Annotated in this window: 10 protein-coding genes and 1 tRNA gene; 9 read left to right on the top strand and 2 right to left on the bottom strand. The window is 58.3% G+C overall.

The window, feature by feature from the left end; genetic code table 11:
* From ACEOAC_RS21390 to ACEOAC_RS21350, 9 genes are all read left to right on the top strand, one after another.
* On the top strand, window positions 1-1,530 hold the full coding sequence (locus ACEOAC_RS21390; protein ID WP_413443430.1) for an LTA synthase family protein: 1,530 nt from the start codon (window positions 1-3) through the stop codon (window positions 1,528-1,530).
* Window positions 1,531-1,599: 69 nt separating this feature from the next.
* Window positions 1,600-3,510, top strand: a complete 1,911-nt coding sequence (locus tag ACEOAC_RS21385; protein WP_413443431.1) for a hypothetical protein — start codon at window positions 1,600-1,602, stop codon at window positions 3,508-3,510.
* Between the two features lie 22 nt (window positions 3,511-3,532).
* On the top strand, window positions 3,533-6,940 hold the full coding sequence (locus ACEOAC_RS21380; protein WP_413443432.1) for a glycosyltransferase: 3,408 nt from the start codon (window positions 3,533-3,535) through the stop codon (window positions 6,938-6,940).
* 31 nt (window positions 6,941-6,971) lie between these two features.
* Entirely contained in the window at window positions 6,972-7,838 is an 867-nt protein-coding gene (locus ACEOAC_RS21375) for a polysaccharide deacetylase family protein (RefSeq protein ID WP_413443433.1), read from the top strand.
* A gap of 16 nt (window positions 7,839-7,854) precedes the next feature.
* Window positions 7,855-9,009, top strand: a complete 1,155-nt coding sequence (locus ACEOAC_RS21370; protein WP_413443434.1) for a hypothetical protein — start codon at window positions 7,855-7,857, stop codon at window positions 9,007-9,009.
* Between the two features lie 33 nt (window positions 9,010-9,042).
* Window positions 9,043-10,041, top strand: a complete 999-nt coding sequence (locus tag ACEOAC_RS21365) for a polysaccharide deacetylase (RefSeq protein ID WP_413443435.1) — start codon at window positions 9,043-9,045, stop codon at window positions 10,039-10,041.
* Between the two features lie 18 nt (window positions 10,042-10,059).
* On the top strand, window positions 10,060-11,016 hold the full coding sequence (locus ACEOAC_RS21360; protein WP_413443436.1) for a polysaccharide deacetylase: 957 nt from the start codon (window positions 10,060-10,062) through the stop codon (window positions 11,014-11,016).
* A 101-nt stretch (window positions 11,017-11,117) separates the two neighbouring features.
* Window positions 11,118-11,870 (top strand): DUF6270 domain-containing protein, encoded by a 753-nt coding sequence (locus ACEOAC_RS21355; RefSeq protein ID WP_413443437.1) that lies wholly within the window; start codon window positions 11,118-11,120, stop codon window positions 11,868-11,870.
* Window positions 11,871-12,061: 191 nt separating this feature from the next.
* The gene (locus ACEOAC_RS21350) at window positions 12,062-13,723 is read left to right on the top strand and encodes a heparinase II/III family protein (RefSeq protein ID WP_413443438.1); all 1,662 of its coding nucleotides are present in this window, start codon (window positions 12,062-12,064) and stop codon (window positions 13,721-13,723) included.
* Window positions 13,724-13,946: 223 nt separating this feature from the next.
* Here the strand turns inward: ACEOAC_RS21350 and ACEOAC_RS21345 are convergent, their stop codons facing one another.
* Together ACEOAC_RS21345 and ACEOAC_RS21340 are read right to left on the bottom strand one after the other, a co-directional pair.
* The gene (locus ACEOAC_RS21345) at window positions 13,947-15,254 is read right to left on the bottom strand and encodes a winged helix-turn-helix domain-containing protein (RefSeq protein WP_413443439.1); all 1,308 of its coding nucleotides are present in this window, start codon (window positions 15,252-15,254) and stop codon (window positions 13,947-13,949) included.
* Window positions 15,255-15,982: 728 nt separating this feature from the next.
* Window positions 15,983-16,059, bottom strand: a tRNA-Met gene (locus ACEOAC_RS21340).

Genomic DNA, 16,059 nt, shown 5'->3' with positions numbered 1-16,059 from the left:
GTGACTCTTGTCGTCGCGCTGAGTGCCTGGGTGGCAGGACTGCTGCTGTCGGTATGCATCGAAGCCCTGATGACGCCACGTCCTTCGCAGCACCGCCCGTGGGGCGCCTGGGCGCTGCACGTGGCGCTCTGGACACTGACGTTCGATGCTTTCCTGCTGGTGTTGGGCCGGCCCTGGTTTTCGATGGCCATCGTGTCGGCGGTCATGCTGACCTTCATCCTGGTCAACAATGCCAAGCAAAAGGCCTTGCGCGAGCCCTTCGTGTTCCAGGATTACGAATACTTCACCGATGCGATCCGGCATCCGCGTCTGTACATTCCCTTCCTCGGTTGGCTCAAGTTCATCGGTGCGGTGGCTGGATTCGTGCTGGCCGTCGCCATCGGCCTGCTGGGAGAGTCACTGCCGGAAATGCGCCTGGCGGTGCGGGGGCAGGGCGGTGCCATGCTGGTGTTGTTGGTCATCGGGCTGCTGTTGCTGCGGGCGGGTCTGCGCCAGGCGCTGCCCATCAGTCTTGATCCGACGCTGGATCTGCCGCGACTGGGCTTCTGGGCAAGCTTCATCCGCTATGGGCAGGAGGAAAGCCAGTTCCCCCGCGCTGCTTCGCCGTTCGCCACGCTCCCGCCTGCGACCACGCAGACGGCGCAATTGCCGCATCTGGTGACGATCCAGAGCGAGTCGTTTTTCGACGCCCGTGCGCTGTATCCAGGTGTGAAGAAGGACGTGCTGCATCACTTCGACCAGCTCAAGCGCGACGCGCTCGTGCGCGGCACCATGAAGGTGCCGGCCTGGGGGGCCAATACGGTACGCACTGAGTTCGCCTTCTTGTCGGGGATATCCAATCGTTCACTGGGCGTACATCGCTTCAACCCCTACCGCGCTGTAGCTGCTGGCTGGAAGCCTGGTTCCGTGGCGCTTCATCTCAAGCGCCAGGGTTACCGCACCGTCTGCATCCATCCTTATCCCAAGAGTTTCTATCGGCGCGATCGGGTATTTCCACGGCTAGGCTTTGACGAATTCATCGATATCGAGCAGTTCGACGAGCATTCGCGCTTCGGCCCCTACACCAGTGACGATGCCGTGGCTGACAAGATTGAATCGATTCTCAAGTTTGCCACCGGACCGGTATTCATTTTCGTGGTCACCATGGAAAACCATGGCCCGCTGCACCTGGAATCGATCAGCCAGTCGGATATTGATGATCTGTACACCGAGCCGCCGCCGTCGGGTTGTGACGATCTGACCGTCTATCTGCGTCACCTGCGCAATGCGGACCGTATGCTGGCCAGGTTGCGGGCTTTCCTGGAGCGCCAGAAATTCCCGGCCAGGCTGTGCTGGTATGGCGATCACGTCCCCATCATGCCGGAGGTCTACCAGCATTTCGGCGCACCCGACGGCACTGTGGAATACCTCCTCTGGAGCAATGTCGAGGCTGGTCGTGGCGAGGTCCGGAATACCCGCGTGGAGGAGGTGTCCCGAATCATGGTCACCGAGCAGTCGCATGAGACTGGGCAGGCCAGATACGGCACCTGAGTAGCACGCTGTCCAGATCACCATACCTATTTTTCCATCCCAAGCGCCTAGTCCAAGGGAATCGCGCCCATGCATAACGAGATCGATAACAGTCGGACCCTCCCGCCAGCCGAGTTGCTGGAGGTGAATCAGGAGCTGCAGCAGGAGAACCAGCTGTTGCTCAGGCAGTCCGTGGTGTTGCAGGAGGAGCTGGAACGTCTGCAGGCGTTGCCACCGGCAGCCACAGTTCGGATTGACCTGATCGACGACCACGTTGTGCAGGCGCACGCCGACAATCTCGCCAACGCAGCCTTCATCGCCGCATGGAAACGTAACCTGGCCGCCGAGCGTCGCTATGCGGCCGCCAACGGTCGGCTGTCATGGTGGCGGCGCCTGTGGCAGCACATGCCTGGTGCCGACCGGTTGGGTGGCAAGAGCTTTGCCAAGGTCATCGCCGCTTATGCCAGTGGCGGGGCACGTGCCGTTGACGTCCTGTTCGACCAGTGCATGACACCGCCGGAACTGCGGGCCAAGGCGCTCACCGTCCTCGCGCGCAGCCTGCAGAAGGAAGACGCGCAGGCTGCTGCCGACCTTGCGCGCAAGGCCTACGATCTTGAGCCGCGGCCGTTCCGTCTCAAATGGCTGGCACTGCGCCAGTACGAGGCAGGTGTGATGGAGCAGGCCCAGGCCAACCTGGATTGCTTGCCGGAGGATGTGTCGTTCAGCGAGTCGGAACTGCGCCAGGTGGAAAAGCTGCGCCAGCAGACGCAACGGTTCTGGCACGGCAAGGCCATGCAATTGACCAATTTCAGCGAACGCCAGGCCGCGCTCAGGAAGCAGGCCGGCGAGGCGTTGGAGAAGACTTCCGAGCTGCAGCAGCGGGTGGCGACGCTGGAGGCGCGCAAAACCACGTTGGAGCAGGAGCAGGCCTGGCTGCGCAGTGAGTACCGTCGGGTGCAACAGGAGAATGCTGCCTTGCAGATCGAGCAAGGCAGGCTGCAAGAGGAACGCGCCGCCCTGGTAGGCGAAAGGGACATGCTCGCCGAGCAGCTGCGGGTGTTCCAGCAGCAGGTGGCGACCGTGCTGGGACACAACCAGGCCCTGACTGCGCAGATGCAGACACTGCTTTCGCAACAGGACCAGTTGCAGAAATTCGGTTCGTCCGTGCAGGAAATCCAGCATGCCAACGCCGCTGCCGGCAGTCTCATGGCGGACGCCTTCAGGAAGCAGTCCGAAGAACTGCTGAAGGTCCGGCGTCATCTGGACAATGTGGTAAAGAACGAAGCTCTCAATGTGACCCGACAGGTTCAGGCTTTCCTGGGTGTACAGAGCTACTTCGCCTCCGGCGAGTTACCCATGCTCAACAGTGAACATCATTCCTGGGCCATCGATATGGACCTGGCCCATTACCTGGTCGAGCTGATCGAATGCAATGCCTACGATCTGGTGATCGAGTTTGGCTCGGGCATTTCCACGACGGTGGTAGCCAAGGCGCTGCAACTGATCCAGGCCCGTGCGCCCCAACGCGCGCCGGCCAGGTTTGTCTCCTTCGATCATCTGGAACCCTATTTCCAGAAAACCGTGGGCCATTTACGCCAGCTGGGACTGGAACATTATGCCCAGGTCTGCCTGGCGCCCCTGTCCGATTGGCAATCCCGCGATGGCAAGCACTATCCGTTCTATGCCTGCGAGGAGATATTGTCCGCACTGGCCCGCGAGACGCCCGCGACAGCCCGCATCCTGGTCATCGTCGATGGGCCGCCAGCCGCAACCGGCCAGCACGCCCGCTATCCGGCGCTGCCATTGATATTGGCCCATTTTGCCGAGCGCGCCATCGATGTCCTGATGGACGACTACGTGCGTGCCGACGAAAAGGAGGTAGCGCAGATGTGGCTGGCCGATATCGGTGCCAGCGGTCAGCGTGCGCAAATGATCGAAAAGAAATTGCACAAGGATGCCTGCCTCATCGAGATCCGGCCGACGCTCATCGCGGCCCATTGAGGCGATACAGCAAGGAAAGAGTATGAAAACCGACAAGGACGTGGAATTGCAAATGCCGTCGCTGACCCGCAAGGCAATGGAAGAATTCGAGCGGGGTGACTTCGGTGCGGCATTGTTCAGCTATCAGGCCCTGGGCGAGAATCTGGGAGCGCAGTACGTTGCGGCCAATCTCGCCCTGTGTCGCCGCAGGCTTCTCAATTCTCCGCGGCACAAGGCGCTGGCGACGATTGCTCCCGGCAAGCTGCGCGTGGCGGCGGTGATGGATGAATTTACCTTCCACTCCTACGATCCCGAATGTACGCTGCTGCAACTGGATCCGGACTGCTATCTGGAGCAGCTGGAGCAATTCCAGCCAGACCTGCTGTTCATCGAATCGGCCTGGCAGGGCTTCGAACAGAAATGGAAACTCAAGATCAGCACCAATGGTCCGGAGATCAATGCCTGCATCGACTGGTGCCGTAGACAGGGCATTCCTTCGATGTTCTGGAACAAGGAAGATCCGGTGCACTTCGGCACGTTCATCGACATGGCCAGGCAGGTTGATTATGTCTTTACCACCGACATCGACTGTATCCCCCGCTACAAGGCGCTGCTGGAACACGATCGGGTCTTCCTGCTGTGTTTTGCGGCCCAGCCCAAGGTGCATAACCCGCTCGAGATCTACGAGCGCAAGGATGCCTTCAACTTTGCCGGTTCCTACTATCTGCGCTACCCGGAACGTCAGCGTGACTTCTCTTCGCTGATCGACACGGTCAAGGATTTTCGGCCGGTCGAGATCTATGATCGCAACTTCGACAAGCCGCATCCCAATTACACCTTCCCGGATCAGTACAAACCGATGATTCTGGGCAAGCTGCCGTTTTCGGAGATCGATCGCGCCTACAAGGGCTATCGCTACGGCATCAACATGAACACCATCAAGCAGTCGCAGTCGATGTTTGCGCGCCGAGTGTTTGAATTGCTGGCCTCCAATACGGTCGTGGTCAGCAATTTCTCGCGTGGTGTGCGCTTGCTCTTCGGTGAACTGGTCGTGTGCTCGGATAGCCCCAAGGAGCTCCAGGCGCGCGTGCGACAGATCGTGACCAGTGATGTCAATTACCGCAAGTTCCGGCTACTGGGCCTGCGCAAGGTCATGTCCGAGCACACCTATGCCCACCGCATGTCCGCCATCTGCGCCAGCATCGCCAGGACCGATCCAGCTTCGCCATCGGCACCGGTGGTCCTGCTGGCCAGGGTGCGCAACGAGGGCGAGGTACAGTGTGTGGTGGCGGCATTCTCACGCCAGACCTATGTCAACAGGACGCTGCTGCTCATCGGCGAACCCGTGCCGGTCACAGAGGCGCAGGGGCTGGTGGTCTGGGTGGACGAAGCACGTTGTCGGGAGCGCATCGAGGCGCTGGCTGCCGGGACCCTGCTGGGCGTGCTTTGCCCAGAGGACTATTACGGTCCCAACTACCTGACCGATCTGGCCCTGGCCACCCACTACAGCCATGCCGATGCCTGGGGCAAGGCGCTCAGATATCGCGCCGCTGCAGGCAGCCTGGCGCTGGAGGGGGGCGACGTCGCCTACCGCAGCGTCGGCATGCTGGCTGCGCGCCGTGCGCTGCTCAGGTCAGCGGCCGTGACACCGGCCGTGCTGGAGCAACTGCTGCGGGCACCGGAACAGGCCACCCTGGCACTGGAAAAGATGGTCGCCATCGATGAATTCAACTATATCGAAGGGGGCGGTCTGTTATCCCCCGCGCAGCAGCATGAGGTCGACGACCTGCAACTGGTCGATCAAGGCATCGATTATCCGCGCACGATGAAGGCGGTCACGGCCCGTCTTTCGCCATCCTCCTACCGTCAGGACGAAGATATCAGCGGCCTGCCTTGCCTGGAGGCCGGGAAGTTATCGCAACTGCTGGTCCCGAAGAAACTTATCCAGATCAAGCTGGCAGGGGGCAAGCTGCTGATCCATTCCCGGTTGGGGATGGGCAGCCATGAATATCTCTACGCTGGCAAGACTTTTTCCCGGGAGGAGCTCAATCTGGTCCTGAACAGCCAGTTCAGGCTCTGCGCCTCCGGCGAACTGGATGTGCGTACCATCTTCGAGTTCCAGGACAAGGATGGCAAGAAGCTCTCGCACCAGATCAACAAGGTCGGTGACAAGCATTCGTTGGCCATTCCCTCCGAGTGCGAGAAAGTCCGCTTTGGGCTGCGCATCGAAGGCGAGGGCGAGTTCCGTATCGACAAACTGGTGCTGGGCAGTCATTCCGAACGTCCGGCCAGCTTCGTCTGCCGTTCGCCGCTGCTGGTGTTGAGCAAGCAATATCCCGCTTACGATGATCTGTATCGGTATGGCTTCCTGCATACGCGCATTCGTGCCTACCGTGCTGCCGGCGTACTGACCGAGGTCTTCCGTATCAGTCCACAGCCGCCCGGTTACCGCGAGTTTGAAGGCGTGGATGTGGCCACCGGAGATGCCGAACTGCTGGACGCCACCCTGGCCACCGGCCAGGTGAAACACGTGTTGGTGCATATGCTGGATCGGCAGATGTGGCAAGTGCTGCAAAAGTATATCGACCGTATTCACGTCACGGTCTGGGTGCATGGCGCGGAGATCCAGGCGTGGCAGCGCCGCCAGTTCGAGTTTGCCCTGTTCGATGCCCAGCAGATCGAACACAAGAAGAAACTGGGCGATCAGCGTACCCAGTTCTGGCGCGGCATCTTCTCGGACATGCCGGAGAATCTGCACCTGGTCTTCGTCTCGCAGTCCTTTGCCAACGAGGTCTTTGCGGATCTCGGCATGCAGCTGCCATCGGAGAAATATTCGATCATCCACAATCCCATCGATACCGGGAAGTTTTCCTATATACCCAAGCAGCCGGATCAGCGCCGCAAGGTCTTGTCCATCCGGCCTTACTCGGCGCTGGCGTACGCCAACGATCTGACGGTGAAGGTGATCCAGGCCTTGTCCGTCCATCCAGATTTCGCGAAGATGGAATTCCATCTGATTGGCGACGGGGAGCTGTTCGAGCAGACTGTGGCACCGCTACGCGCATTTGACAATGTGCGGCTGGAGCGACGCTTCCTGACCCAGGACGAGATTGCAGATTTGCATAAGCAATACGGGATCTTCCTCGTTCCAACGCGCATGGATACCCAAGGTGTATCGCGGGACGAGGCCATGTCCTCGGGCCTGGTGCCGGTGACCAACGAGGTCGGTGCGGTAGGCGATTTCGTTTCCCGGTTCAATGGCATGCTGTGCGCCCCGGAAGATGTGGAGGCGATGGCCAGAGCAGTCCTGACGCTGTATGAGGATGAGACCTTGTTTGCCCGGCTTTCCGCCCAGGCAGCCAGTTCGGTGCGCGGTTCGCGCAGTGCCGAGGCGATGAGCAGGGCGGAACTGGCATTGATCGGTTCGGCTGGTGCGGTACGGGTGGCATGAGGAATCAATCGCGTCAATCAGCATGGACATCATGAAATTGTTTCCCCAGACATTGCTGCGGTGGCTTGTTCTGTGCCTTCTTTCCTGTCTTGCGGGGCTGGGCATGGCCAGCGACCAGGACGTCACGGATGCGACCCCGGATGAAGAGACCTCTGCTCCTGAACGTGCGCGGCGCATCCCAGTCATTACCTATCACCATCATCTTCCGCAGGACCTTAAAATGGCCGGAAGATATCGGGATGGTTCGGTCACCAACTCCGTCGAGAGCTTTCGCGAGCAGATGGAGTGGCTGCGGAAAAATGGTTACTCCTCATTGAAGCTGGAGGAATTCGAAGCCTTTATCGAGAACCGTTCGAACCGTTCGATGGAGAAAAAGGTACTCATCACCTTCGATGATGGATATCTGACGACCTTGAAGTTCTGCTATCCGATTCTCAAGGAGTACGGTTTCACCGCAGTGGTATTCCTGATCACGGGCCGCCAGCCGGCGCTGGCCGAGAGCCGGTTCCTGCCTGAGAAGCTGCAGTACATTGCACGCGCGCAGATGGCGCCGGCAAGCGATGTGTTTGAGTGGGCTGCCCATACCCATAACCTGCATTCGATGAAGCTGAACCCTTCCCGCTCGGATCTGCTGGCGGCCGATGACGGCGCGTTGGCCGAGGATGCTGCACTCAGCCTCGCCCAGCTGGGACAGACGCGTCATTTCTGCTTTCCTTTTGGCCAGTACGATGAACAGGTGACTGAACGCCTGGCCCATCTCGGCTTCCGCTACTTCTATACAACCGATAGAGGATGGGCGCAGCCGCAACAAGGAAGGAAAATCATGATTTCCCGGCTGAATGTTTCGCCGCGGATGACCCTGGCCGGTTTTGCCAGACTCTTCCGTGACGACACATGATGCGGCGGAGGTCGATATGAACGGCATGGAGACGATGTGCACGCCAGGCACGACTGTCGCAGCGGGCGCGGCGGTAGATGGCATGCATTACGCTTACCGTTCTCCATTTGATACACGGCATTTTTTCAATCGCTGCGTGTTCGTAGACCGGCAAGACCGCTACTCGGACAGCTTTCACCAGCTGGCTCGGTTGCAAAGGACGCTGACCTTCGACGAGCGTTTTCTCGATCCGCAGTTCGTCAATACAACCGAGACGCCATTCAGGGAAATCCGGCGTGCTCCGCCGCATGCGTATGGTCACAGGCGGCTGCGACCAGGCTGGCCGATATTTTCGGGGTCTTACGAGGCTTACCTTGATCGCCTTGAATCGACGCTGGAACAGGTCCTGTTACGCATGCATCCCGGGCGGCAATATCTGATGGCACATTCCTCGGGATCGGACAGCCGCATCCTGTCCGGGACCATGGCACGCCTGCGCCGCCAGGGAAAGATGTCTTTCGATAACGTCCTGTTCCATTGCTGGTGTACCCATGAGGCCGATTCGTTCCGCAAGATCATGGCCGCCAACGGCTGGACCAATATCTCGGTGCTGGATGATAGCGGGCCGGACGTCTATAACGTCGGCAGGACCGATCTCCCCTGCGAAGGCTGGAACCCCTATACCTACCAGATCGACTTCTGGGGGACGCATGATCCATCCCGCCATGTGCTGCTGTCCGGGGCCCAGGAAACGTATTCGGTGCCGTACGAGAAATGGTTGCATGCACGCAGTTTTTTCAATACCAGGGGGGAAAGCATCCATCGTCTGGCCACTGTATTTGAGGATGTGTTCTTTCCCTTCCTCAGCTATCCAATGCTGGCGCTGACCATGGCCATGCCGGCCCAGTGGAAAAATATTCCCGATCCCCGGATCGGACGCGACAAGGTGCGCTCCGATCTGGTGGCCCGGCTTGGTCTGATCGATATCCCGGTACAGAAGGCGGCCTATCGATTCAATGTGTCACCGGCGCGCAGGCGAACCATGCTGGTGGCCTACGAGACCAGCCGGTTTCGCAGGCGCTATGGGATCGTTCTGGATGAGAAGGATCTGTTCGCGAACTGGAACGGCTGGAACTCCTGCCTCTGGAGTTTCGCCGTAACCGAATACGAGGTGCTGCGGCAAGCCGTCTGAAGGCTGCCTTGCACCGTAAGGAAGAAAGCGCTTATGCCAAACCGATACGCCATTCTCACCGTCGATACCGAGGCACTGCCCGCCCGTGCGGCCAGTGACCACGTTCGCCATCTGGTGTGGGGCGAGCATGCCGCAGGCCAGGCCGGTGTACGCGAGATGTGTGCCATCGGCAGGGAATTCGGTGCGCCCCATGTGTTCTTTGTGGATATGTGCGGCGACGAGCTCTATCCAGGGGAGATGGCAGAGGTGGTGTCCTGGCTGGACCGTGATGGGCAGGATGTACAACTACACCTGCATCCGGAGATCCTGCCCCTCCAGTTCTGGCAACAGCATGGCCTGACACCGCGGCCGCGCTACATGAATGAGTATCAAGATATTGCGCGCGCCGAGTTCGTCATCCGTTTTTTTTCGGAACGGCTCAAGGAGCTCACGGGCAAGCCGGTTCAGGCCTACCGCGCAGGATCGTTCCGCTGGAATGGCGACATCATCCGCGCATTGGGGCAGGCAGGCATTCCCCTGTCGTTCAATAATTCGATGCGGGCCCACCTACTTGGCCGCAGCCCGCATGCCGAACCGACCAACAGTCCCTATGCCTGGTCCAACGGGGTGATCGAGGTGCCTGTGACGGAACGCTATTACCCGGCGGAGCCACAGCGTGGCAAGTCGGAGAAATGGCTCAGCCTCAAGTTCCCCCAGTCCTCCTATTTCCAGTACGCGCCGCCGCACTCGCCGTGGTGGCGTCGTTGGCTGCCGGAGCCGTTGGATCTGCAGGTGTTCCTGCTGCATTCCTGGTCGCTTCTGCACTGGGACGACAATCAGCATGCCACTTACCTTGGCGACCAGCGTCAGGAGGAATATCGACGCCTGGTCGCCTCGATCGTCAAGGACTATGACGTCATCACCACCACCGATTTTCTGGACCTGGTGGGCCGGCGAAAGATCAAGACCAAACAGGTGGTCCCGCTGGAGCGGGCCGACCTTGTCAGTACGCCGCCGGTGACGGTGTCGGTCAATTCATCTTCAGGCTTCTAAAGGAAGGTCAGACTAGCAATGGCTAATCGTTATGCAATGCTTACCGTCGATACAGAGGCGCTTCCCAAGCGCGCCAGCGGTGACCACGTCAACCGCCTGATCTGGGGACGCCATGCCAACGGAACGGCCGGTATCCGCGAGATGGCGGAAATCGGCGACGAATTCAACGCCAAGCACATTTTCTTCATGGACATGTGCGGTGCCTATGCTTACCTCGATGAACTACGTGAGGTAGTACGGTGGCTGGATGCGGCTGGACAGGATGTGCAGCTGCACACGCACCCCGAATACCTGCCCAAGAGTTTCTGGGATCAGCATGGCCTGTCGGATCGGCCGCAGTACATGAATCAGTACGAAGATGATGACCGGGCGCAATTCGTGATCCGCCACTTCGCGGACCTGATATCGAAGGAAACCGGAAAACCGGTGCTGTCGCATCGTGCCGGCTCGTTTCGCTGGAATGCGTCGACCATTCGTGCGCTCAAGGCGGTCGATATTCCGCTCTCGTTCAATAACACCGTCTGCTCAGTCCATACCGGGCAATGCATCTATAGCGTTCCGACCAACCACCCGTTCCAGTGGTCCAATGGTGTCATCGAGGTTCCGATGACGGAGAAGCGGATTCTGCCCAAGGTCGGCAAGAAGGAACGCTGGGTACGCCTGACCTATCCGGAGTCGGCGTATTTTCAGTTCGATCCGTGGTGGGGACGCTTCCTGCTCAACATGATCAGCGGCACGCCCGAGTTCGCGGTCTTTCTTCTGCATTCATGGTCATTGCTGTACTGGGATGAGAATGGACTTGGCAGCTATCGCGATGACCAGCGCCTGGAGGGTTACCGGAAGTTGCTCAGGAAGCTGACCAAGGACTATGACGTGATTACTTCATCTGAATTTCTTGATCTGTGCGCGAGAGGAAAGATCAGGACGGATCGCACGGTGAACCTGGATCTGGCCGAGCTCGTCAGGCAATCCTGAACGCCTGGAACAGGTTCATTGTTCAGCAATTTTTTTGCTCCCGTGCCTCGGTGTTTGCGAGTGAGAGAAAGAATCGACATGCTTAATGCAATTACGGCGCCATGGTGACGCGCGTTTCCATCATCGGCAGCTGCGTATCGCGGGATATTTTCAACTTTGCCGAGCCGGATGAATTCCGGCTGGTGAACTACATCGCGAGGTCATCCATCGGCAGCCTGTTTTCACCGCCGCCCTTTGCCGATACCTTCAGCGAGAGGCTCTCCTCAAGTTTTCAGCAGCGTATCGTCAACATGGATATCACCAAGTCCGGCCGACGACGGTTGCAGTCGGTCGCCGCTGATATGGTGCTGATCGACCTGATTGATGAGCGATTCAATCTGGCAGCGGTCTCAACGGGTGCGGTGTGTACGGTTTCGAATGAATTCATCAAGAGCGGCGCTCTGAAGGAACTACAGGAGAGCAAGAGAATCAGGATCATCCGCAGCGGGTCCGAGCCGTTCCTGCAAACGTGGATCAGGGGATGGTGTGCTCTGGTCGAACTGCTGCGCGCCGCAGACATGCTGGAGAGGACCTACGTCAACAGGGTCTACTGGCAAGCCGCCACGCAGAGCGGAAGGGCTTTTCCGAATGTCCGTAAAGAGCAGGTGGAGTCTGCCAATGTGATGCTTGAACGTTTATACGCCATCATGGCGGACACGCTGCCGGCGACGCAATTCATCGGCCATGACGATGCATTGTGCCGTTGCCCCGATGAGCATCCATGGGGACCTGCGCCATTTCACTTTGTAGAAGACTTTTACCATGCCACCATTGGAAAATTGCGGCAGATCAGGCTGTCGCAAAGCGTTTGTTAAGGACTTCTTTGTCGCGCTCCCCTGATTTGCTCCAGTCAGATGATCCGATGCAGCTTGATCTGGCGATACCTACGAATACAGGCAACAACGATGAATAATCAAGAACTACGTCAGCCGGCGGCACCGGCTGATAGGCCTCCGGTCAGACATCAGGCGGCGCGCAGACTTCGAGCTGCGACCTCTGGAGCAACATGGGAGAAATCATGGCGTGGGAGAAGAAATTGAGCTCTTCAAAGGCCATGCACTCCGGTAAGGAAAATAATACGGAAGGTCAGATGTTGTCGAACAACTCCGCTGGAGAACTCTTTTCTTGCCCCTCTGATCTGGATAGAGCGTTGGCCGAGAAATTGAAGATGGAAGGTGTGATCCAGACCAAATTCTACGGGGACATTCTCACGCATGGCGATCTCTGGGGCTGCGGACCATTGGATAACAGGACGTGGTGCTGGACCTTGCATGCGTTCCTGCCCTTGGACCCGCTGATCGCAGTCGGAGACTGGGACGCCGTCCTGTCGCATATCAACGCATGGTCCTCTCGGTTTGCAGATGCTCCGATCGAGGCTGATTTTCCCTGGCATGATCATGCGACGGCCTTGCGGTTGGATCGACTCTCCCGGGTTGCCCTGCAGATGCCCACTGGGCAGCTCACGTCGCTGGCGGCCCGACATGCAGCTTTGCTGCTGGAGGAGAGTTTCTATTCCAGGCATACCAATCATGGATTTGATCAGGCGCTTTCCCTGATGCTGGCTTCGTTGGCTTTCCCTCATCATCCCGAAAGCGGCAGATGGCAGCAGATTGGTGTGGTTCGGCTGGAGGATGAAATCCGCTTTGCTTTCACCGACGAAGGTGTGCACGTGGAAAACAGCCCGGCCTATCATATGGGGATGATCGGCAATTTGAACCGGGCGCGACGATTGCTGCAGGCCGTCGGCGCCCATGCCGTACTGATCGGATTCGATAAGCTGTTCGACCAGGCCTTGCGGTTTTTGGCCTGGGTAACGCGGCCGGATCGCTTTGTTTCCTATCTCGGTGACAGTGTCAGCTATCGTCCGAATGCCCCTGCAGAGTTAGCCGACCTGCCGGGTTTTGCACAGGTACGATATGCGGCGACGGCGGGGCAGGAAGGCAGTGCTCCTTCGGAGTCATTCGTGGTGTACCAGAAATCGGGCTACGCGATTTATCGATCAAGGTGGAGTCCCTGGGATCGACATACGCACATCATGATGAAGTGTGGATTCCTGAGTCGTTACCATCGCCAGGACGATGACCTCAATGTGCTGGTGCACGCACATGGAGAGGATTGGCTGATAGATTCCGGACTGTATAACCACCATCACGATGATCCCGTACGCGTGTACATGCGGTCGGCGCGGGCCCACAACGTTCCATTCTTGCCGGGCGCCAAGGTGAACCGCTCTACGCCCGGCGCGGACTTCGCCACCCTGGAGCGCCTTTCTCTCGACGATTTTCCTTATGCTGTGCAGGGCGTGACGAAGATGTATTCCGGCAGGCGGCTGGTGCGCCAACTGTTGATCAGGGATGAAAACAATTTCCGGCTGGTCGATAAAATCCTGTCGTCGCAGGATAACCCCTGTTATTGGCTTTTCCATGTGCCCTCGGACAAGAAGATATCGATTGGTCCGAATACATGCCGCGTGGTGGGCAAGCAGGTCAGCCTGGTGATCAGATCCAGTGAGCGTCTGAGCTGCGAAGTTCATCGTGGATTCGCTGGCAGATTTCCCAGCGTAACAAGTGTGACGATCAATCAGCTGGAGGACTCTCAGGTGATTGTCTTTGGGCCGGCCACCGTTGAGAAGGTCGCGTTTTCCTTTCAGTTCCAACCGAGGGAATAAGGTCTCCCTGCCATCAATGCGTGAGGACGCGGCCTTGGTTTCATGTAAAGGAACGGCTCACACGTACGCGCGTGTTCCTTCCGGAGCATACCTTTAGCAGGAGATAATTGTGTGGCCCATGGTGATAGGGAGGAACAAAGGCTGGAACCGATCCTGAGCATCGTCAGTGCGTTCGGGTTGCGCAAATTCGCGCTTTGCAGGGAGCTGCTTTCCCTATGCAATTTCAAGGATTTCTAATGACTGAAGGCGCGCCACGCTCCTGCCAGACCTCCTGATACATTTCCCGATACGCCTTCTCGACAGCCGGATGCGTCAGCAAAGGCGCCAGTTCCGGTGACTGCAGGAACAAGGGCAGGTAGCTGAAGCGTGAGGTGAATGCGCCCAGCAGGCGTTCAGCTGCCTGCTCCATCTCGCCGATGGCTACCAGATCTTTCACCATCAGGATACCCTCGGGGCTATTGGGGAGGCAGCTCTGCAGCCGCTCCTGTACCAGATTGCGGGCCTTGCACAGCAGACCGCACTGCGCCAGCACATAAGGCAGGTTGATTCGTGCGTAAGGGGGAATGTTGGTCGAGCTGGAAAGCTTTTCGGCAATTTGCGCCAGTCTCTGCGTTGGCTCGAACGCGGCGCTCACCATGATCTTGACGCCCTTCAATGCCGGGCTGCTACCGGCATAGTCGTGGTCCTCGGCAATGGCAATCTCCTCCATGGCCTCGGAATAGCGGTTGAGCATGCCCAAGGTACGCGCGAGGATGGCACGGATCTGAATACTGTAGGGGCGCAGCATCAAGAGCCGGCGCAGTGGTCCGATGGCTTCTTCAGGTCTGCCCGTGCCGGAGAGGTGCAGACCGTAGAAGAGCAATGCATCGGCGTTGTCCGGCGCCATGCGCAGCGCTTCGATATGCATTGCACGGGCCTCCCGGAAGCGCCACTGGCTGTCCCGCAACCAGGCCTGGGCCGATAACAGGTCGGGTGAATCGGGCGCCAATACTGCGGCTGCCTCAAGATGTTCGATCGCTTCCGCTTGGGATACCCCCACATGGGTATCAAGGCCGATGGCCATGGCAGTGGTGATGGTTTTGGCCAGGCCGATCTTGGCAGGTGCAAAATTCGGTGCGGTGAGGGTGACGGAGCGGAAAACGCTGATGGCCTGCTTGAGGGGCTTGGCGCTATGTTGTTGCGCCAGCATTGATGCATGCAGACACTGCTCGTGAGCCATCGATGCGTTGGTCGATGGTCCCGGCCGGAACCCGGTGGAATCGCGGGCGAGCAGCAGCCTGTAACCGTAGCCATAGACGGATTCGATCTTGGCGTCGGGTAGGGCCTTTCTTAGCTGGCTGATACAGCGCACCAGGCTATCGTCGGAGACGGAACGATCGCCCATCCATGCATGCTGGATGATCGCGTCCTTGCTGACGGGGTCGGGGGAATTCTGGATCAGCTGCGTGAGCACTGCCCGCTCTTTCGGCGGTAAGTCCAGCTCCGTGCCACGCCAGGTGGGAATGCCACGGGAGTTCAGTCTTAGCGGCATGACCTGGCACCCTGTTGCTGACCTTCCCCAGGGCTGCCGAATGCTGCCATGGCAGCGCCATCGCTCAGATATTGCCTGCCGGCCTGCATAGTCATGAGAAATTCCTTGAAGAGAGTGCTATCCGATGCGCTACCTGAAGGCGATTTGTCGGGAATGGGGTCTGGAATCGAACCTCCAGTCTTGCCCCTTATTGTTGACGCTCTTATCCAGTCGGCGGCTAACTCTTGAGAGCGACAAGATTGTAATCGGTTCATGGACATGTGGCGAGTATCAATACGATGAATTTGTACTATTTGTTGATTTTATGTTGGATAAAGACTTAAATTTGATGAATATATCTATAAACCCATAGTCGATCTAGATTAAGCCAGGTGCAACTGGCGAAAACGATATCAGTCGCGCTGTTATGCTCATTAAATCAGTATTTGGGCGAGCTGCAGGTAATGTCGTGTGATTCCCTGGCCCATCGGGCAAAGCGGTGTGGTATGGGCCAATTGAGAGGGTATGGATCTATTTTTGTTATATCTGCTGGATTCGGTGTGGAGGCCGATAGTGTCAAGCTGATATCAAGAAGCGCCGCATGGTGGACCGGGGGGAGGGCAGCGAGGCTTGGTTCTTATGACAGGGGTGAAGCCAGCGCCAAAACAAAAAACCCGCCCTTCTTTCGAAGAGGCGGGTTTTTCGGACGGCGCCGCATACGCATGATTGCACATGCAGCGACGGGTATCTGGTGGTGATAGGTGGACTTGAACCACCGACCCCAGCATTATGAGTGCTGTGCTCTAACCAGCTGAGCTATATCACC

Origin of the sequence: Herbaspirillum frisingense (assembly GCF_047325095.1) — a bacterium.
GTDB lineage: Bacteria > Pseudomonadota > Gammaproteobacteria > Burkholderiales > Burkholderiaceae_D > Herbaspirillum > Herbaspirillum frisingense.
Note: the sequence above shows the minus strand (reverse complement) of the source record. Positions and strands in the feature narration are given on the sequence as shown.

Excerpts from the sequence above, each read along its gene's own strand:
- ACEOAC_RS21370 (WP_413443434.1), top strand. The coding sequence starts at position 7,855 with ATGAACGGCATGGAGACGATGTGCACGCCAGGCACGACTGTCGCAGCG.
- ACEOAC_RS21375 (WP_413443433.1), top strand. The coding sequence starts at position 6,972 with ATGAAATTGTTTCCCCAGACATTGCTGCGGTGGCTTGTTCTGTGCCTT.
- ACEOAC_RS21345 (WP_413443439.1), bottom strand. The coding sequence starts at position 15,254 with ATGCCGCTAAGACTGAACTCCCGTGGCATTCCCACCTGGCGTGGCACG.
- ACEOAC_RS21380 (WP_413443432.1), top strand. The coding sequence starts at position 3,533 with ATGAAAACCGACAAGGACGTGGAATTGCAAATGCCGTCGCTGACCCGC.
- ACEOAC_RS21385 (WP_413443431.1), top strand. The coding sequence starts at position 1,600 with ATGCATAACGAGATCGATAACAGTCGGACCCTCCCGCCAGCCGAGTTG.
- ACEOAC_RS21355 (WP_413443437.1), top strand. The coding sequence starts at position 11,118 with ATGGTGACGCGCGTTTCCATCATCGGCAGCTGCGTATCGCGGGATATT.
- ACEOAC_RS21365 (WP_413443435.1), top strand. The coding sequence starts at position 9,043 with ATGCCAAACCGATACGCCATTCTCACCGTCGATACCGAGGCACTGCCC.
- ACEOAC_RS21350 (WP_413443438.1), top strand. The coding sequence starts at position 12,062 with ATGGGAGAAATCATGGCGTGGGAGAAGAAATTGAGCTCTTCAAAGGCC.
- ACEOAC_RS21360 (WP_413443436.1), top strand. The coding sequence starts at position 10,060 with ATGGCTAATCGTTATGCAATGCTTACCGTCGATACAGAGGCGCTTCCC.